An 18924-nucleotide genomic window follows, 5' to 3' on the forward strand; every position below is an offset into this window, starting at 1 on the left:
GTCAGATCCCTTTCGCCTGGCGAAAGGGATCTGACCCCGATGCCACGCGATGCCCCAACTTCGGTCGTGCCGGCCGCTGGCCAGCACGACCGCCCACTTGCCCAGCCGCGCCACCAGCGCCTGCAGGGCATTCTGTGCGTCCGGGGCGAACCAGGCCTCTACGAACCGGTCCAGCTGGATCAGGTCCGGGTGCAGCGCTTCGTGCAGGTCATTGCGGGCCACGGCGCGGGTCAGCAGCATCGGCTGCCGCGGCTGCCTGAGCAGGTTCTGCAGCCAGGCCACGGCGCGGGCGACCACCAGATCGCCCTCGGCCAGTTCGTCGACCAGGCCGATCTGCAGCGCCTGCTCGGCCGGCACCAGGGCGCCGGTGGTGAGCAGCACCCCCGCGCGGTGCACGCCGACGGTACGGCGCAGCAGGCGCTGGATGCCTTCCGGTGCGATCAGGCCGACCTGCACCTCGTTCAGTCCGATGGCATACGGGCGTGCCGGGTCGGCGCTGCGCGCCATCACCCGGTAATCGCAGCACAGGGCGAGCACGCAACCGCCGGCAGGGGCGTGGCCGGTGATCGCGGCGACCACCGGGATGCGGCTCTCGGCCAGCGTACGTACCGCGCCGAAGAAGGCATTCCAGGTATCCAGCAGCTTGTGCTTGTCATCGCCGTGGGAGAGCAGGTGTGGCACGTCCATGCCGCCGGTGAACACGCGCTCGCTGCCGGACAGCACGATGCCGTGCGCATCGTCGGCCATGGCCTGCTCGACGGCGTGGATCAGCTGCCGGCACAGGTCGGTGTCCAGCGCATTGACCGGCGGCCGCGCCAGGCGCAGTTCGCGGATGGGACCATGGTTGATCACCTCGATGAGCGTCGTCATGCTGCGGTCTCGTTGCGAAGAAGGAACGTGGGCGATGATAACCAAACCATTCGTTGGCGTACTGTTGCTTCTGTGTGCGTCCGCAGCAGCGGCGGCGGAATCACGCTGTGTGACGGTGGAGCAGGGCTGGGTGCGCCTGCCGCCGAACCCGGCCATGCCGATGACGGCGGGTTACGGGACGATCGTGAACCGCTGCGCAGCGCCGGTGACGGTGGTGGGCGCGGGCAGCAGGGCCTTCGGCGACGTGTCACTGCACGAGACCACCGTGGTCGACGGTGTCAGCCGGATGCGCGAAGTCGAACGGCTGCCGATTGCAGCCGGGGCGCGCACCGAGCTCAAGCCCGGTGGCCTGCACCTGATGCTGATGGAAGGCGAGAGAGCTTTGAAGGAAGGGCAGGTCGTGCCGCTGCAGTTGCAGCTGGAGGGCGGTGGCACCGCCAGCGCAACGCTGACGGTACGCAAGGCCGCTCCATGATGCAGCGCCCGTTCCGCCGGGTATCAGGGTCGGACCGGCGTCGGTAGCGCCGGGCCATGCCCGGCGGGGTGGGGCCGACCCGGGCCGGCACCCACCCGCAGTGCATCAGCTCGATGCGCTGCGGATCGCGTCCGGCAGCGGCGCGCTTTTGCCGGTCTGGGTATCCATCCAGACCACCACCACGTTGCCATCGGAGTACAGCTTCGACTCGTCCTGCTGGTCGACGATGCGATGACCGATGGTGACGCTGCTGTTGCCCAGGCGCTCGACGAACAGTTCGACCAGGATGTCGTTGGGCCACACGATCGGCAGCCGGTAGTTGACGTTGGTCGCGGCCACCACCGGCGCGATGCGGTCGGTCATCGACACGCCTTCCACGCCCAGCATCCAGCGCACGCGCGCTTCCTCCAGGTAGGAGATGTACTTGGCGTTGTTCACATGGCCCATGCTGTCCATGTCGCGCCAGCGCACGCTGATCGGGATGCGGGCCAGGATCTTGTGTTCGCTGCTCATCAGGCGTCCTTCTTCTTGGTCGTGCTCTTGCTGGCCTTGCCGGTGCTCTTGGCGGCCACGGCCTTCTTCGCCACCTTCTCCGGCTTCACCTTGCGCGGCGGCCGGGCGTCGGGCTTGTTGGCCACGGCGGCCGGCTGCTCCGGGCGCGCACTGGTGGACGGCAGCATGCGTGCCAGGAACTGCCCGGTGTACGACTGCGGGCAGGCGGCCACGTCTTCCGGCGTGCCGGTGACCAGGATGGTGCCACCCCGGTGGCCGCCTTCCGGCCCCAGGTCGACGATCCAGTCGGCGGTCTTGATCACATCGAGGTTGTGCTCGATCACCACCACCGTGTTGCCTTCGTCGCGCAGCTTGTGCAGCACGCCCAGCAGCGCTTCGATGTCGTGGAAGTGCAGGCCGGTGGTCGGTTCATCGAGGATGTACAGGGTGCGGCCGGTATCGCGGCGCGACAGCTCCTTGGACAGCTTCACGCGCTGCGCTTCACCACCGGACAGCGTGGTCGCGCTCTGCCCCAGCTTGATGTAGCTCAGGCCGACATCCACCAGCGTTTCCAGCTTGCGCGCGATCGACGGCACGGGCTCGAACAGCTTCAGCGCATCTTCGACGGTCATTTCCAGCACGTCGTTGATGTTGAAGCCCTTGTACAGGATCTCCAGCGTTTCGCGGTTGTAGCGCTTGCCGTGGCAGACATCGCAGGGCACGTACACGTCCGGCAGGAAGTGCATCTCGACCTTGATCAGGCCATCACCCTGGCACGCCTCGCAGCGTCCGCCACGCACGTTGAAGCTGAAACGACCCGGTGAATAACCACGCGCACGCGCTTCGGGCACCTGTGCGAACAGCTCGCGCAGCGGGGTGAACAGGCCGGTGTAGGTGGCCGGGTTCGAGCGCGGGGTGCGGCCGATCGGCGATTGGTCGATGTCCACGACCTTGTCGAACAGGTCCAGGCCATCGATCTCCTTGTACGGGGCGACAGGGTGCGAGGAGCCGTTGATCTCGTTGGCGGCCAGCGAGAACAGGGTGTCATTGATCAGCGTCGACTTGCCCGAGCCGGACACGCCGGTCACGCAGGTCAGCAGGCCCGAGGGAATCGACAGGTCCACCCCCTTCAGGTTGTTGCCGCTGGCGCCGCGCAGATGCAGGGTCATCTTCGGATTCGGCCGGTGCCGGCGCGCCGGAATCTCGATCGAGCGCTTGCCGGACAGGTACTGGCCCGTCAGCGAACGGGGCGCATCCAGGATGTCCTGCAGGGTGCCCTGGCCGACGATCTCGCCACCGTGCACGCCCGCGCCCGGGCCGATGTCCAGCACGTAGTCGGCCAGGCGGATCGCATCTTCGTCATGCTCGACCACGATCACCGTGTTGCCGAGGTCGCGCAGGCGGGTGAGGGTGCCCAGCAGGCGTTCGTTGTCGCGCTGGTGCAGGCCGATCGACGGCTCGTCGAGCACGTACATCACGCCGACCAGGCCGGCACCGATCTGGCTGGCCAGGCGGATGCGCTGTGCCTCGCCACCGGAGAGGGTATCGGCCTTGCGCTCCAGAGTGAGGTAGTCCAGCCCCACGTCGACCAGGAAGCCCAGGCGTTCGCCGATCTCCTTGACGATCTTCGAGGCGATCTCGCCGCGCCAGCCCGGCAGGCTCAGTTCGCTGAAGAACTTCAGGGCTTCGTCGATCGGCAGCACCACCAGGTCCGGCAGCGGCCGGTCGGCCACGAACACGTTGCGCGCAGCCTTGTTCAGGCGGGCACCGTTGCACTCGGGGCAGGCGCGCTCGCTGATGTACTTGCCGAGCTCCTCCTGCACGGCCGCCGACTCGGTTTCCTTGTAGCGGCGTTCCAGGTTGGGAATGATGCCCTCGAAGCGGTGCTTGCGCTGGGTGCGGCCGCCGGCTTCGGTGAAGTAGGTGAACGTGATTGCGTCCTCGCCGCTGCCATACAGCACCGCCTGCTGCACCTTGGCCGGCAGCGAGTTCCAGGCGGCATCGACGTCGAACTTGTAGTGACGTGCCAGCGAGGCGATCAGCTGGAAATAGTACGCATTGCGACGGTCCCAGCCACGCACTGCGCCGGCGGCCAGGGACAGCTCGGGATGCACGACCACGCGCGAGGGATCGAAGAATTCGGCCATGCCCAGGCCATCACAACCGGGGCAGGCGCCCATCGGCGCGTTGAACGAGAACAGGCGCGGTTCCAGCTCCGGCAGCGAGTAATCGCAGACCGGGCAGGAGTATTTGGAGGAGAACAGGGTCGGCGCGCTGGCGGTGTTGTCCAGGCTCTGCACCGAGGCCATGCCGTCGCCGAGTTTCAGCGCGGTCTCGAAGCTCTCGGCCAGGCGCTGCTTGATGTCCTCGCGCGGGCGGAAGCGGTCGATCACCGCCTCGATGGTGTGCTTCTGGCGCAGCGCCAGCGGCGGCACCGCGTCGATCTCATGCAGCTCGCCATCCACGCGCACGCGCACGAAGCCCTGTGCGCGCAGCTGGTCGAATACCTGCGCGTGTTCGCCCTTGCGGTCGCGGATCACCGGAGCCAGAAGCATGTAGCGCTGTTCCGGGTCCAGCGTCAGCACCTGGTCGACCATCTGGCTGACCGTCTGCGCTTCCAGCGGATAGCCGTGGTCGGGGCAGCGCGGCGTGCCGACGCGGGCGTACAGCAGGCGCAGGTAGTCGTAGATCTCGGTGATCGTGCCGACCGTCGAGCGCGGGTTGTGCGACGTCGACTTCTGCTCGATCGAGATCGCCGGAGACAGGCCCTCGATGTGGTCCAGGTCCGGCTTCTCCATCACGCTCAGGAACTGCCGGGCGTAGGCCGACAGCGACTCGACGTAGCGACGCTGGCCTTCGGCGTAGATCGTGTCGAAAGCCAGCGACGACTTGCCCGAGCCGGACAGGCCGGTGATCACGATCAGCTTGTCGCGGGGCAGGTCGAGGTCGAGGTTCTTCAGGTTGTGCGTCCGCGCGCCGCGGATGCGGATGAAATCCATCGCCATGGGGAATCCGGTTGTGGGGGCGTTGGCTGGGTGCCGGGCCAGCAGGGAACGGCAATCGGTCAGCCTACCGAGGTGACCAGATGGGGGCAATGGGCGACAATGCCAGCCCGGTGTCTCACCTTTTGAGACAGGCCGACAGGTGGGGGTCAGATCCCCTTCTCACGTTGTGAAAAGGGATCCGACCCCGTTCCGGCCGGGCCCCCCAGCCCGTTCAGGGGTTGACTTGACCCGCGGCCGTTGATCTGCGTACAATTCCGCTCCTGTCCGCCCTCGATGGCGGCAGCTCAGACCACAATAACTACAGAGGAAGGCCTGGTCATGTACGCAGTACTGGTCACCGGCGGTAAGCAATACCGCGTGGCGCAGGGCGAAAAGCTCCGCGTTGAAAAGCTCGAAGTCGAAGTCGGCAGCGAGATCAAGTTCGACAACATCCTGATGCTGGGCGACAGCGATGGCGTGAAGCTGGGCGATGCGCTGAAGGGCGCCGCCGTCACCGCCAAGGTTCTGTCCCAGGGTCGTGCTGACAAGGTCCGGATCATCAAGTTCCGTCGCCGCAAGCACCACATGAAGCGCCAGGGTCACCGTCAGTACTACACCGAAATCGAGATCACCGGCATCGCCGGCTAAGCATCAGGAGAAGCAGTCATGGCACATAAAAAGGGCGTAGGCTCCTCGCGCAACGGTCGCGACTCCAACCCGAAGTACCTCGGCGTCAAGATCTTCGGCGGCCAGGCCATCGAAGCAGGCAACATCATCGTGCGCCAGCGCGGCACCCAGTTCCACCCGGGTTCCGGCGTCGGCCTGGGCCGTGACCACACCCTGTTCGCCCTCGTGGACGGCAAGGTGGAGTTCTCGGTCAAGGGTCCGAAGAAGCGTCGCACCGTCAGCATCGTCTCGGCCGAAGCCTGATCCAGGCATCCGCCGGCACCCGTGCCCCGGCATGGGAATGCTGCATGAAGAGCCCCGCTTCGGCGGGGCTTTTCGTTAGAGTAAAAGCAAGACCGGCTGCGCCGGGTTGCCCGCCATCGGCTGGCATTACATTCAAGGCGACGGCAGGTTGGCCGCGCCCATCGCAGGCATCGAAACAATGAAACTGGTAGACGAAGCAGAAATCGAAGTGTTCGCCGGCAACGGCGGCAACGGCTGCATTGGCTTCCGTCGCGAGAAGTTCATTCCGCTCGGCGGCCCGGACGGCGGCGACGGCGGTGCGGGCGGCAGCGTGTACATCCGCGCCGACGAAAACCTGAACACCCTGGTCGACTTCCGCCATGACCGCATCTTCAGGGCGCAGCGCGGCGAGAACGGCATGGGTCGCCAGGCCTACGGCAAGGGTGGCGAAGATCTGACCATCACCGTGCCGGTCGGCACCGTGGTCATCAACGTCGCCACCGATGAAATCATCGGCGACCTGACCCAGCACAACGACCGCCTGCTGGTGGCCAAGGGCGGCAGGGGCGGCCTGGGCAACATGCACTTCAAGAGCTCGACCAACCGTTCGCCGCGCCAGGCGCTGCCGGGCGAGCCGGGCGAAGAGCGCACGCTGAAGCTGGAACTGAAGCTGCTGGCCGACGTCGGCCTGCTGGGCTTCCCCAATGCCGGCAAGAGCACCCTGATCCGCGCTGTCTCGGCGGCGACGCCGAAGGTGGCCGACTACCCGTTCACCACGCTGTACCCGAATCTGGGCGTGGTGAAGGTCGAGAACTACCGCAGCTTCGTGATCGCCGATATTCCGGGCCTGATCGAGGGTGCGGCCGACGGTGCCGGCCTGGGCGCGCAGTTCCTGCGCCACCTGCAGCGCACCCGCCTGCTGCTGCACCTGGTGGACATCTCGCCGATGGAGGGTGGCGTGGAGGGCATCTCCCCGGTCGAGCAGGTGCGCGCGATCGAGCGCGAGCTGGAAAAGCACGATCCGGAACTGCTGCAAAAGCCGCGCTGGCTGGTGCTGAACAAGGCTGACCTGATGTTCGAGGACGAGGCCAAGGCGGCGGCCGAACAGATCGTGGCCGAGCTGGGCTGGAAGGAGCCCTGGTTCCTGGTGTCCGCCCTGGGGCGCGAAGGTACCTTCCCGATCATGAGCCGGATCATGGCCTTCTTCGATCGGCAGAAGGAAGAGGAGCTGGAGGCCCGCAACGCGCAGTAAGGGCGTTGTGGCTCCCGCCAGAAAAGCCCGGCTTCGGCCGGGTTTTTTTGTTGGTTGCGATGCAGGCAGCAGCCGAGCATGGGCTCGGCTCTACGGAAAGCGGGCAGGGCCCGGAGTGCAGGCAACAAAAAACCCGGCCGGAGCCGGGCTTTTGCGTGTCGCCGGGACGGTAGCCCCGGCGGCAACCGGATCAGGCGGCCTTGAGGGCCTTGATGCGGTCGTTCAGGCGGCTCTTGTGGCGAGCAGCCTTGTTCTTGTGGATCAGGCCACGCGCGCTGAAGCGATCCAGGATCGGCTGGGCAACGGCGAAGGCGGCTTCGGCGCCGGCGGCATCGTTGGCGTCCAGCGCCTTGATCACTTTCTTGACAGCGGTGCGCAGCATCGAGCGCTGAGCCACGTTGCGCGCGTTGCGCACGACGGTCTGCTTGGCGCGCTTCTTGGCGGACTTGATATTGGCCACGGTGGTGGTTTCCTGAAAAAATCGGTGTTATGGGAACAGCAAGCTGGCTAGTATGATGGCGCGGGAAATGTACGTCAAGTCGATTGTCAAGAGGGACGTTGAGTGAGTTCACCGAAGATGTTGCGGGGCCTGCTGTCGTTCAGCAGCATGACCATGGTCTCGCGGGTGCTCGGACTTGTCCGGGACCAGGTGATCACCACCACGTTCGGCACCAATGCGGTCACCGATGCGTTCTGGGTGGCGTTCAGGGTACCCAATTTCCTGCGTCGCCTGTTCGCCGAAGGCTCCTTCGCCACCGCCTTCGTGCCGGTGTTCACCGAGGTGAAGGAGACCCGCAGCCACACCGAACTGCGCGAACTGATGTCACGCGTGGCGGGCACCTTGGGCGGGACGCTGCTGGTGGTCACCGCGCTGGCGTTGATCTTCGCTCCCCAGCTGGCGGTGGTGTTCTCAAGTGGCGCTGATACCGACCCGGTCAAACAGACCCTGCTGGTCGATCTGTTCCGCCTGACCTTCCCGTTCCTGTTGTTCGTCTCGCTCACCGCGCTGGCCGGCGGGGCGCTGAACAGCTTCCAGCGCTTCGCGATGCCGGCGCTGACCCCGGTCATCCTCAACCTGTGCATGATCGCCGGCGCGCTGTGGTTGGCGCCGCAACTCGGCGGCACCCCGGAAAAGCAGATCCTGGCGCTGGGCTGGGCCGTGCTGGCGGCCGGTATCCTGCAGCTGCTGTTCCAGCTGCCCTCGCTCAAGGGCATCAATCTGCTGACCCTGCCGCGCTGGGGCTGGAGCCACCCGGGTGTGCGCAAGGTGCTGACCCTGATGGTGCCGACCCTGTTCGGTTCCTCGGTGGCGCAGATCAACCTGCTGCTGGACACCCTGATCGCGGCCAAGCTGACGGATGGCTCGCAGTCCTGGCTGTCCCTGGCCGACCGCTTCCTGGAGTTGCCGCTGGGGGTGTTCGGCGTGGCCCTGGGCACGGTGATCCTGCCGGCGTTGGCCCGCCACCACGTCAGCACCGACCGCGAGGGCTTCTCGCGCTCGCTCGACTGGGGCCTGCGCATGACCCTGCTGATCTCGGTGCCGGCCATGCTGGGCCTGGTGCTGCTGGCTGAACCGCTGATCGCCACGCTGTTCCAGTACCGCCAGTTCACCGCCTTCGACACCCGCATGACCGCGCTGTCGGTGTATGGCCTGAGCTTCGGCCTGCCCGCGTTCGCCCTGTTGAAGGTGGTCCTGCCGGCCTTCTATGCCCGCCAGGATACCCGCACCCCGGTACGTGCCGGCGTGGCCGCGCTGGTGGCCAACATGGTGTTCAACTTCGTCCTGCTGGCCGTGCTGTATCAGGTGATGGTGCCGGACGCGCTGAAGGCGCAGGGTGTGATGACCGCCATCGGCAAGCAGCCCGGCCTGCATCTGGCGCTGGGCATTGCCAGTGCGTTGTCCAGTTACCTGAACCTGGGCCTGCTGTGGTACTGGCTGGGCAAGACCGATGTCTACCAGCGCCTGCCGGGCTGGGGCAGCTACCTCGTGCGGCTGCTGGTGGCCTGCGCGTGCATGCTCGGCGTGCTGCTGGCCCTGCTGTACTGGATGCCGGCCTTCACCGGGATGGACAAATGGCACCGGATTGGCGGCCTGATCCTGCTGGTGGGGGGCGGTGGCCTGACCTATCTGTTGGCGATGCTGGCCATGGGCTTCCGCCCGCGCGACCTGCGCGGGCATTGATCGTCGCCTGCGGCGGCTATACTTCAGGGTTACACCATTGAAGCGGCGGCCCCGGGTGGGCCGGAACGGGAGTTGATGAGCAGGCTGTTCAGAAGCGTCGAGGGCGGGGAGCTGCTCCCCAACGGAAGCGTGGTCTGCATCGGTGCATTCGACGGCCTCCATCTGGGGCATCGTGCACTGGTGCGGCATGCCGTTGCGCGCGCGCGCGCCTTGGGCGTGGCTGCGGTGGCCGTGGCGTTCGAACCGTTGCCCCGTGAGTTCTTCGCCCAGGGCACACCACCACCGCGCTTGACGCTGGCACGCAGCAAGGTCGAGATGCTGCGCGAGCTGGGGGTCGACGCGGTGGGGCTGCTGCGCTTCGATGCAGCGATGGCGGCGATGCCGGCCGAAACCTTCGTCCGCCAGCTGCTGGTGCGGCGACTGAATGCCCGCGAAGTGTGGATCGGGCCGGAGTTCTGCTTCGGCAACCGTCGCCGCGGTGATCTGGCCCTGCTGCAGAAGCTGGGTGGCGAGCTGGGCTTCAGCGCGGGCGAGATCGAGGCGGTCGACCTGCACGGCGAGCGCATTTCCAGTACCCGCATCCGCCAGCTGCTGCAGTCCGGCGATTTCGCCCGGGCCGGCGATCTGCTCGGTCGCCCCTACGCGATCAGCGGGCGCGTGGTGCGTGGTCGCCAGCTCGGCCGCACGCTGGGCTTCCCGACCGCCAACCTGCGTTTCCCCAAGACCCCGGCGTTGTCGGGCATCTACGCGACCTGGGTGCACGGTGTGTTCGACCAGCCCTGGCCGTCGGTGTCCAGCTTCGGCACGCGGCCGACGGTGGAGGGCGTGGAGCCGCTGCTGGAAGCCCACCTGTTCGATTTCCAGGGTGACCTGTACGGTCGCCACATCGACGTTGAATTCGTCGCCAAGCTGCGTGACGAAGAGAAGTTCAATGATCTGGCGGCACTGACCGACCAGATGCACCGCGACGCCGAGCAGGCGCGCGCCATCCTTTCCGAACATAGATTGCGAGCCACTGCGTGAGCCAGGACTACAAGACCACCCTGAACCTGCCAGCCACCGATTTCCCGATGCGCGGCGACCTGCCCAAGCGCGAGCCGGGCATTCTGGCGCGGTGGGAGGAGCAGGGGCTCTACCAGCAGCTGCGCGACAACGCCGCCGGCCGCCCGCTGTTCGTGCTGCACGACGGCCCGCCGTATGCCAACGGCCGCATCCACCTGGGCCACGCGGTCAACAAGATCCTGAAGGACATCATCGTCAAGTCGCGCTACCTGGCCGGTTTCGATGCGCCCTACGTGCCCGGCTGGGACTGCCACGGCCTGCCGATCGAGATCGCGGTGGAAAAGAAGTGGGGCAAGGTCGGCGTGAAGCTCGATGCGGTTGAATTCCGGCAGAAGTGCCGTGAGTTCGCCGAGGAGCAGATCGACATCCAGCGCGTGGACTTCAAGCGTCTGGGCGTGACCGGTGACTGGGACAACCCGTACAAGACCCTGAGCTTCGACTTCGAGGCCAACGAGATCCGCGCACTGGCCAAGGTGGTGGCCAATGGCCACCTGGTGCGGGGTGCCAAGCCGGTGTACTGGTGCTTCGACTGCGGTTCGGCGCTGGCCGAAGCCGAGATCGAATACCAGGAAAAGGAATCGCCGGCGATCGACGTGGCATACCCCGCGCGCGATCCGCAGGCCATCGGCCAGGCATTCGGCGTGAGCGTGCCGGCCGATGTGGACGTGGCGGTGCCGATCTGGACCACCACGCCGTGGACGCTGCCGGCGTCGCTGGCCGTGTCGCTGGGTGCGGACATCCGTTACGTGCTGGCCGAAGGTCCGGCGCACAACGGCAAGCGCCGCTGGCTGGTGCTTGCCGCTGCGCTGGCTGGACGTGCGCTGCAGCGCTACGGCGTCGAGGAGGTGGTACTGCACGGCGAAACCACGGGCGCTGCACTGGAAAACCAGCTGCTGTCGCATCCGTTCTATGCCGGGCGCGCGATCCCGCTGCTCAACGGCGACCATGTGTCCGACGAAGACGGTACCGGTGCGGTGCACACCGCTCCCGGACATGGCCAGGAAGACTACGTGGTCAGCCAGAAGTACGGCCTGCTCGACACGTACAACGCCGGCCAGGTGACGCCGATCGATGGCCGTGGCGTGTACCTGGAATCGACGCCGCCGGCCGGTGACGTGGTACTGGCCGGCCAGCACCTGTGGAAGGCGCAGGAGGCCATCATCGGCGTGCTGCGCGACAACGGCACGCTGCTGGCCTTCCACCCGATCCGCCACAGCTATCCGCACTGCTGGCGCCACAAGACGCCGGTGGTGTTCCGTGCCACCCCGCAGTGGTTCATCTCGATGGACAAGGCCAACCTGCGCAGCGATGCGCTGGCCGCGATCGACACCGTCGGCTGGTTCCCGGCCTGGGGCAAGGCGCGCATCCAGAGCATGGTCGATGGCCGTCCGGACTGGACGATCTCGCGCCAGCGCACCTGGGGCGTGCCGATCGCACTGTTCACCCATCGCCAGACCGGCGAGATCCACCCGCGCTCGGTGGAGCTGATGCAGCAGGTTGCCGACCGTGTCGAAGCCGAGGGCATCGACGTGTGGTACTCGCTGGATGCAACCGAACTGCTGGGCGCCGAAGCGGCCGACTACGAGAAGGTCACCGACATCCTCGACGTCTGGTTCGACTCGGGTGTCACCCATGAAGGCGTGCTGGCCGCGCGTGGCTTCGGCAAGCCGGCCGACCTGTACCTGGAAGGCTCGGACCAGCACCGCGGCTGGTTCCAGTCGTCGCTGCTGACCGGCGTGGCAATCGACAGGCGTGCGCCCTACAAGCAGTGCCTCACCCACGGTTTCACCGTGGACGAGCACGGCCGCAAGATGTCCAAGTCGCTGGGCAACGGCATCGAGCCGCAGGACATCATGAACAAGCTGGGCGCGGACATCCTGCGCCTGTGGATCGCCTCGGCCGACTACAGCAACGAGATGTCGCTGTCGCAGGAAATCCTCAAGCGCAATGCCGACGCCTACCGTCGCCTGCGCAACACCGCGCGCTTCCTGCTCGGCAACCTGGACGGGTTCGATCCGGCCCGGGACCTGCGCCCGCTCGACCAGATGGTCGCGCTGGACCGCTGGATCGTGCATCGCGCGTGGGAACTGCAGGAGAAGATCAAGGCGGCCTACGACGGCTACAACATGGCCGAGATCGTGCAGCTGCTGCTGAACTTCTGCAGCGTGGACCTGGGCTCGCTGTACCTGGACGTCACCAAGGACCGCCTGTACACGATGCCGACCGACTCGCACGGTCGCCGTTCGGCGCAGAGCGCGATGTATCACATCGCCGAGGCGTTCACCCGCTGGGTGGCACCGATCCTGACCTTCACCGCCGACGAGCTGTGGGGCTACCTGCCGGGCACGCGCACCGGCCACGTGCTGTTCACCACCTGGTACGAGGGCCTGGCGCCGCTGCCGGCGGATGCCCAGCTCAACGCTGCCGATTTCGACCAGCTGCTGGCCGTGCGCGAGCAGGTGGCCAAGGTGCTCGAGCCGATGCGTGCCAACGGCGCGATCGGCGCCGCCCTGGAGGCCGAGATCACCGTGGCCGCCAGCGAAGAGCAGGCGGCGCGCTGGCAGCCGCTGGCCGACGAACTGCGCTTCCTGTTCATCAGCGGTGACGTGCAGGTGCGTCCGGCAACCACCGACGAGGTGTTCGTCAGTGCCCAGCCGACCACCAAGGCCAAGTGTGTGCGCTGCTGGCATCACCGCGCCGACGTCGGCAGTCATGCCGATCACCCGGAACTGTGCGGCCGTTGCGTGAGCAACATCGACGGCGCTGGCGAAGTTCGGAGCTGGTTCTGATGAGCGCCGCCCGTCCGCATCCCAACGCTCTGGTCTGGCTGCTGCTGTCGGCGGCCATCATCGGCCTGGACCAGTGGTCCAAGGCCTGGGTCCTGTCGAGCCTGCCGGAGTTCCAGCCGGTGGTGGTCATCGATGGCTTCTGGAACTGGTATCGCACCTACAACACCGGTGCCGCATTCAGTTTCCTCAGCGACGCCGGTGGCTGGCAGAAGTATTTCTTCACGGCGCTGGCGATCGCCATCAGCGGCCTGATGGCATGGTGGCTGCGTGGCACCGCCCGTGGCAACTGGAAGGCCGCCGTTCCCTATGCGCTGATCATCGGCGGGGCGATCGGCAACGTGATCGACCGCCAGGTGCACGGTCATGTCGTCGATTTCATCCAGTGGTACGTTGGCAGCTATACCTGGCCGGCGTTCAACATCGCCGACTCGGCCATCGTGGTCGGTGCCATCGGCATCGCCCTGACCGGCCTGTTCGACGGCAGGTCCGCCAAAAAGGCGGATAATGCCACTCCGAAACCGTAAGCCGGCCGCTGCCGGGAGATTGAACTGATGGATGTGCTGCTCGCCAACCCGCGTGGTTTCTGTGCCGGTGTCGATCGTGCGATCGAGATCGTGAAGCGCGCGATCGAAACGCTCGGCGCGCCCATCTACGTCCGTCATGAGGTGGTGCACAACCGCTTCGTGGTCGATGATCTGAAGCAGCGCGGTGCGATCTTCGTCGAGGAACTGGACGAGGTGCCGGACAACAACACCGTCATCTTCAGTGCCCACGGTGTATCCCAGGCAGTGCGCCTGGAAGCGGAGCGTCGTGGCCTGAAGGTATTCGATGCTACCTGTCCGCTGGTCACCAAGGTCCACTTCGAAGTGGCGCGCCATTGCCGTGCGGGCCGCGACGTGGTGCTGATCGGCCACGCGGGCCATCCGGAAGTGGAAGGCACGATGGGGCAGTGGAACCAGGAAGCCGGTACCGGCCAGATCTACCTGGTGGAGGATGTGGAGCAGGTCGCCACGCTGCAGATCAACCAGCCCGAGAACTTCGCCTACACCACCCAGACCACGCTGTCCGTGGACGATACGCGCGGCATCATCGACGCCCTGCGCGAGCGCTTCCCGGCCATGCAGGGGCCGAAGAACGACGATATCTGCTACGCCACGCAGAACCGGCAGGACGCGGTACGTGACCTGGCCAAGCGCTGCGACCTGGTGCTGGTGGTCGGGTCCCCGAACAGCTCCAATTCCAACCGGCTGAGCGAGCTGGCACGGCGCGAAGGCGTCGAGAGCTACCTGATCGACGGCGCCCATGAGATCAACCCGGCCTGGGTGCAGGGCAAGCAGCGCATCGGCGTCACTGCCGGTGCGTCGGCACCGCAGGTGCTGGTCGATGGCGTGCTTGCGCGCCTGGCCGAACTGGGCGCCGGCACTGTGTCCGAGCTTGATGGCGAGCCGGAATCGATGGTGTTCGCGCTGCCGAAGGAACTGCGCCTGCGCCTGATCGACTGACCGGGAAAGGCCTCGTCCACGCACGGCGTGGATCTACTGAAACCGCTCTGGTGGGTGCAAACCAGCACAAGGTGGGTGCGAACCTTGGTTCGCACGCTTTTGGGCATGCGCGGATGGGCAGCCCGCCCATGACCTTTGGCCATGGGGCCGCGCACCACACAGGCCTAGCATCGGAGGATTCTCCGCTGTTGGAAGCCGCCCGATGAAGACCCGTGCCCTGGTGATGTCCGTGCTGTTCGCGCTGGCGGCCACACCCGCGCTGGCGCAGAGCCCGCCGCCGGCCGATGCCGCTGCGCACGGCCTGCTGCGCATCGACGTGGACGCGCGCGATCTGGCCCGGCGCATCTTCAAGGTGACCGCCACCGTGCCGGCAAAACCCGGCCCGATGACCCTGCTGTACCCGCAGTGGATTCCCGGCAACCATTCGCCCACCGGCCCGATCGACAAGCTCGCTGGCCTGCGCGTCACGGCCAATGGCAGGCCGCTGGCCTGGCAGCGCGACCAGTACAACGTCTATGCGTTCAAGGTCGATGTGCCGGAGGGCGTCAGCGAGATCGTGGCGCAGTTCGATTTCCTGTCCTCGCAGGGCGGCAACCAGGGCCGCGTGGTGATGACGCCGGAAATGCTCAACCTGCAATGGAACGCCAACGCGCTGTATCCGGCCGGGGTCGATGCACGCCATCTGCAGGCCCAGGCCAGCGTGACCCTGCCGAAGGGCTGGAGCTATGCCACCGCGCTCGAAACAGTCCGGCGCGACGGTGACACGGTGGTGTTCAAGCCGATCACTTTCGACCATCTGGTCGATTCGCCGCTGTTCGCCGGTGAGCATTACCAGCGCATCGATCTGGACCCGGGCGCCAAGGCGCCGGTGCACCTGAACGTGTTCGCCGATGAAGCGAAGTCGCTGAAGCCGACCGAGGCACAGATCAAGGCGCACCGCGCCCTGGTGCAGCAGGCTGACCGCTTGTACGGCGCGCGCCACTACGACCATTACGAGTTCCTGCTGGCATTGACCGACCGACTGGGCGGCATCGGGCTGGAGCATCATCGCTCCAGCGAGAACAGCGCTGCGCCGGGCTACTTCACCGAGTGGGATGACTCCGCATGGATGCGTGACCTGCTGCCGCACGAGTACACGCATTCCTGGAACGGCAAGTATCGCCGTGGCGCGGACCTGGCAACCGACAACTTCAACGTTCCGATGGGTGACAGCCTGCTGTGGGTGTACGAAGGCCAGACCCAGTTCTGGGGCCAGGTGCTGGCCGCCCGCTCGGGGTTGTGGTCCACCGAACAGGCGCGCGACATGCTGGCCAATGTTGCGGCGACCTATGATCGCGGTCGCCCGGGACTGGCCTGGCGGCCACTGCAGGACACCACCAACGACCCGACCATCGCCCAGCGGCGCACACTGCCGTATCGCAATTACCAGATGAGCGAGGACTATTACTCCGGCGGCCAGATGCTGTGGCTGGAAGTGGAGGGCAGGCTGCGCGCGCTGACCGGAAACCGGCGCAGCCTGGATGATTTTGCCCGTGCCTTCTTTGGCGTAGGCAACGGTGACTGGGACGTCAATCCGTATACGTTCGACGACGTGGTGGCGACCTTGAACGCCATCGCTCCGTACGACTGGGCCGGATTCCTGCGGCAGCGCCTGGACGGCCATGGGTCGCTGACCGGCGGTCTGGAACTGGCCGGCTGGAAGCTGGTCTACCGCGACGCGCCGAACGATGCCTACAAGGCACAGGAAAAACGTGCCAAGGCGGCGCTGCTGGCGTACTCGCTCGGCGCGACGGTGATGGACAGCGGTGTGGTCGGCGATGTGATCTGGGACAGTCCCGCCTTCAATGCAGGCCTGGCGCCAGGCATGAAGGTGATCGCCATCGGTGACCGCGAGTACAGCAGCGAGCGGTTGAAGGACGCGGTTGCCGTTGCCGCCACCAACAAGGCGCCGATCACTCTGCTGGTCAAGCAGTTCGACCGCATCGTGCCGATCCGGATCGACTATCACGGTGGCCTGCAGTATCCGGTGCTGGAGCGCATTCCCGGCCGCCCGGATCAGCTGGCCGAGCTGTGGAAGCCGCGATGAGACCACGCCTGGGCGGCAGTGCGGTCCTGCTGCTGGCGGTGCTGGCCATCGTCGGTGCATTCCTGCCCGGCGAAGGCCGCTGGCTGCACTGGCTGGCAAAGCCGACAGCGACCCTGCTGATCGCGGCGATGGTATGGCAGGTGCATCCTGCTGGATCGCCGTCGTACCGTCGCGCGGTGCTGGCGGGCATGCTGCTCTCGTGCGTAGGCGACATCGCGCTGATGCTGCCGATGGATGCCTTCGTCCCCGGCCTGCTGGCGTTCCTGCTGGCCCACCTCTGCTACATCGTCGCCTTCCGCGATGGTCTGCGCGCGGGTCGCGGCCTGGTCGCCGCAGGAGGACTTCTGGGTGTGTTCGCCGCGCTCAACGTGTCCGGTCTATGGCCGCATCTGCCACCGCCGATGCGCATCCCTGTGCTGGCCTATGTGGTGGTACTGGCGTGCATGGCGATCCTGGCGCTGGCGCGGCAGTGGACCCGCCCGCGACCGGACGCTGTCGAAGCGGGCAGTGCGCGCTGGGCGGCAGCCGGCGCCCTGCTGTTCGTCGCCAGCGATTCACTGCTGGCCTGGGACCGCTTCGCCGGTGGCTTGCCGCTGGCAAGCCTGCTGGTGCTGTCCACCTACTACGCGGCGCAGTACGCGATCGCACGATCGGTGCGCTAGCTACTCGACGTCGCCCGCGTTCTCGCAGGTCCGCTGCCGCGGGCACAGGCGATCCAGCAGTGCCAGTGTCACCCCGTTGCTCCAGCCGAAGCCATCCTGCAGCGGATACTCGCCGCCACCCCCTCCGCCCGCGGAGCCATCGACCACGTACTTCTCCACCAGTTTGCCTTGCCGATCGTAGACGGACTGCACGGTGCGCAGGAAGCGCACTCCCAGCTGCCGCGCCAGGCGCTCCTGACCGTAGTGCTGCAGGCCATCGACGGCCACCCACTGCAGCGGTGCCCACCCGTTCGGCGCGTCCCACTGCTGGCCGCTGACGAGGGTGGTGGTCAGCAGGCCGCCCTCACGCATCAATTGTGCTTCGGCTGCGTCGGCGCTGCGTCGCGCCTGCTCATCGGTGGCGATCTTCAACCACAACGGATACAGCGCGGCAGCGGTCAGGGCAGGGCGCAGCTGTCCGCTGCGCAGATCGTGATCGGCATACCAGCCCTGCGCCGCATCCCACAGCAGGCGATTGATGGCACTGCGTCGGGCCTCGGCCCGGGCCGAGTAGTCGCGGGCCGAGGCGCGGTCGCCGGCCACGCGGCTGGCCCGGGCGATGGTCTGCTCGAGGTGGTACAGCAGACTGTTCAGGTCGACTGGAACGATCGACGTGGTCTGGATGCTGGACAGTGCACTGGGGTCGTCCATCCATCGCGAGCTGAAATCCCAGCCGGATTCGGCGCCGGCGCGAAGGTCGCGGTACACCTGCGAGGGTGCCCGCTGCGGTGCCTGTGCCGCCGTCGCCAGATCGTCCGTCCACGATTCGCTACGCGGCACCGCGCGCGCATCCCAGTAGCGGTTGAGCAGGTCGCCATTGGACATGCGCACCACGCGCTCGCGTGCCTGGCCGGGCGCAAGGCCATCGGCGCCCCGCATCCAGAAGTCGTGCTCGGTGCGCAGCTGTGTCAGATAGCGGCGGTACGCCTGATCGCCTTCGTGCGCGGCCAGCAGGGTCACCATCAGACTGAAGAACGGCGGCTGCGAGCGGCTCAGGTAGTAACTGCGGTTGCCGTTGGGAATGTGCCCGTACTGGTCGAGCTGCCACGCGAAGTTGTCGACCATCGCGCGGACCTGGGGCCAGCGGCCACTGGAGGCCAGTCCCAGCATCGTGAAGTAGCTGTCCCAGTAATACACCTCGCGGAAGCGCCCGCCGGGCACCACATACGCGTGCGGCAACGGCAGCAGCGAGCCATGGGGATCGACCGCCGTGGACTGCCGGGTCAGCACGGGCCACAGGCCTTCGATATGCGCGCGCAGGCTCTGGCCGGCGGGTGAGACGTAGGGCGCAGGCCCACCGGGCAGGTCGAAGGCCCTGTCGACGAAGGCCTGCAGCGTGTAGCCAGGCTCTCGCTGCGCGCGCTGCCAGTCAGCCAGCAGTGCAGCCGGCGACTGCCGCGGCACAGCATCGGCAAAGGTCTTCTGGTCGGGGAACAGATGTGCGCGCTGGACCTGCTGGAAAAGCGGCTGCCAGGCCTGGTCCGGTGGAGCAGGGGTCGAAGCGGGCGAGTCGGCGCATGCCGCGCCGGCACTGAGCAACAGGGCCAGTACGCAGACGACCGGGCGGATCGAAGGACGCATGACGTACCTCACGGTGGGCGTGCGCCCACCCTAGCGTGC

The 18924-nt window shown here is 66.7% G+C and carries 15 protein-coding genes and 1 pseudogene; 11 read left to right on the plus strand and 5 right to left on the minus strand.

The window, feature by feature from the left end:
- Positions 1-96 precede the first annotated feature (96 nt).
- Positions 97-870: pseudogene (locus tag ABE543_RS07360) on the minus strand (enoyl-CoA hydratase/isomerase family protein); the annotation flags it as partial.
- 34 nt (positions 871-904) lie between these two features.
- On the opposite strand from ABE543_RS07360, the gene ABE543_RS07365 reads away from it, so the two are divergent.
- Entirely contained in the window at positions 905-1345 is a 441-nt protein-coding gene (locus ABE543_RS07365; RefSeq protein WP_197600864.1) for a copper chaperone PCu(A)C, read from the plus strand.
- A 105-nt stretch (positions 1346-1450) separates the two neighbouring features.
- On the opposite strand, the gene ABE543_RS07370 is transcribed toward ABE543_RS07365, so the two are convergent.
- Both ABE543_RS07370 and uvrA read right to left on the minus strand, forming a co-directional pair.
- Positions 1451-1858 carry a thioesterase family protein gene (locus tag ABE543_RS07370; RefSeq protein ID WP_053516131.1) on the minus strand — a complete coding sequence of 136 codons (408 nt, stop codon included), beginning with the start codon at positions 1856-1858 and terminating at the stop codon, positions 1451-1453.
- Positions 1858-4842 carry an excinuclease ABC subunit UvrA gene (gene uvrA / locus ABE543_RS07375; RefSeq protein WP_053516129.1) on the minus strand — a complete coding sequence of 995 codons (2985 nt, stop codon included), beginning with the start codon at positions 4840-4842 and terminating at the stop codon, positions 1858-1860. The genes ABE543_RS07370 and uvrA overlap by 1 nt, the downstream gene beginning before the upstream one ends.
- A 318-nt stretch (positions 4843-5160) precedes the next feature.
- Between uvrA and rplU the strand changes: the two genes are divergently transcribed.
- The 3 genes from rplU (at position 5161) to cgtA (ending at position 6982) form a co-directional block, all read left to right on the plus strand.
- Positions 5161-5469: a 50S ribosomal protein L21 gene (gene rplU / locus ABE543_RS07380; protein ID WP_006424709.1), complete on the plus strand. Its 309-nt coding sequence runs from the start codon at positions 5161-5163 to the stop codon at positions 5467-5469.
- Positions 5470-5487: 18 nt separating this feature from the next.
- Positions 5488-5751: a 50S ribosomal protein L27 gene (rpmA, locus tag ABE543_RS07385; protein WP_053516127.1), complete on the plus strand. Its 264-nt coding sequence runs from the start codon at positions 5488-5490 to the stop codon at positions 5749-5751.
- 178 nt (positions 5752-5929) lie between these two features.
- Positions 5930-6982, plus strand: coding sequence for an Obg family GTPase CgtA (gene cgtA / locus ABE543_RS07390; protein WP_065181115.1), 1053 nt, complete (start codon positions 5930-5932; stop codon positions 6980-6982).
- A 190-nt stretch (positions 6983-7172) separates the two neighbouring features.
- Here cgtA and rpsT read toward each other — a convergent pair whose 3' ends face one another.
- Positions 7173-7442 carry a 30S ribosomal protein S20 gene (rpsT, locus tag ABE543_RS07395; RefSeq protein WP_005408560.1) on the minus strand — a complete coding sequence of 90 codons (270 nt, stop codon included), beginning with the start codon at positions 7440-7442 and terminating at the stop codon, positions 7173-7175.
- A 117-nt stretch (positions 7443-7559) separates the two neighbouring features.
- On the opposite strand from rpsT, the gene murJ reads away from it, so the two are divergent.
- The 7 genes from murJ (at position 7560) to ABE543_RS07430 (ending at position 17265) form a co-directional block, all read left to right on the plus strand.
- Entirely contained in the window at positions 7560-9164 is a 1605-nt protein-coding gene (gene murJ, locus ABE543_RS07400) for a murein biosynthesis integral membrane protein MurJ (protein ID WP_346475562.1), read from the plus strand.
- 75 nt (positions 9165-9239) lie between these two features.
- Positions 9240-10187 carry a bifunctional riboflavin kinase/FAD synthetase gene (locus ABE543_RS07405; protein WP_197600837.1) on the plus strand — a complete coding sequence of 316 codons (948 nt, stop codon included), beginning with the start codon at positions 9240-9242 and terminating at the stop codon, positions 10185-10187.
- Complete coding sequence (gene ileS, locus ABE543_RS07410; RefSeq protein WP_065181117.1) at positions 10184-13015, plus strand: isoleucine--tRNA ligase; 2832 nt, start codon at positions 10184-10186, stop codon at positions 13013-13015. The genes ABE543_RS07405 and ileS overlap by 4 nt, the downstream gene beginning before the upstream one ends.
- Complete coding sequence (gene lspA, locus ABE543_RS07415) at positions 13015-13539, plus strand: signal peptidase II (protein WP_065174616.1); 525 nt, start codon at positions 13015-13017, stop codon at positions 13537-13539. The genes ileS and lspA overlap by 1 nt, the downstream gene beginning before the upstream one ends.
- A 27-nt stretch (positions 13540-13566) precedes the next feature.
- Complete coding sequence (ispH, locus tag ABE543_RS07420; RefSeq protein ID WP_346475520.1) at positions 13567-14517, plus strand: 4-hydroxy-3-methylbut-2-enyl diphosphate reductase; 951 nt, start codon at positions 13567-13569, stop codon at positions 14515-14517.
- A 202-nt stretch (positions 14518-14719) separates the two neighbouring features.
- On the plus strand, positions 14720-16603 hold the full coding sequence (locus ABE543_RS07425; RefSeq protein ID WP_346475521.1) for a peptidase M61: 1884 nt from the start codon (positions 14720-14722) through the stop codon (positions 16601-16603).
- Positions 16600-17265 (plus strand): lysoplasmalogenase, encoded by a 666-nt coding sequence (locus ABE543_RS07430; protein ID WP_346475522.1) that lies wholly within the window; start codon positions 16600-16602, stop codon positions 17263-17265. Before ABE543_RS07425 ends, ABE543_RS07430 begins: the two co-directional genes overlap by 4 nt.
- Here ABE543_RS07430 and treA read toward each other — a convergent pair whose 3' ends face one another.
- A complete protein-coding gene (gene treA / locus ABE543_RS07435; RefSeq protein ID WP_346475523.1) occupies positions 17266-18885 on the minus strand; it encodes an alpha,alpha-trehalase TreA in 1620 nt (539 codons plus the stop codon). It lies immediately after the preceding gene.
- Positions 18886-18924 lie beyond the last annotated feature (39 nt).

Origin of the sequence: Stenotrophomonas sp. TWI169 (genome assembly GCF_039674705.1) — a bacterium.
In the GTDB taxonomy this organism is placed as follows: domain Bacteria; phylum Pseudomonadota; class Gammaproteobacteria; order Xanthomonadales; family Xanthomonadaceae; genus Stenotrophomonas; species Stenotrophomonas maltophilia_P.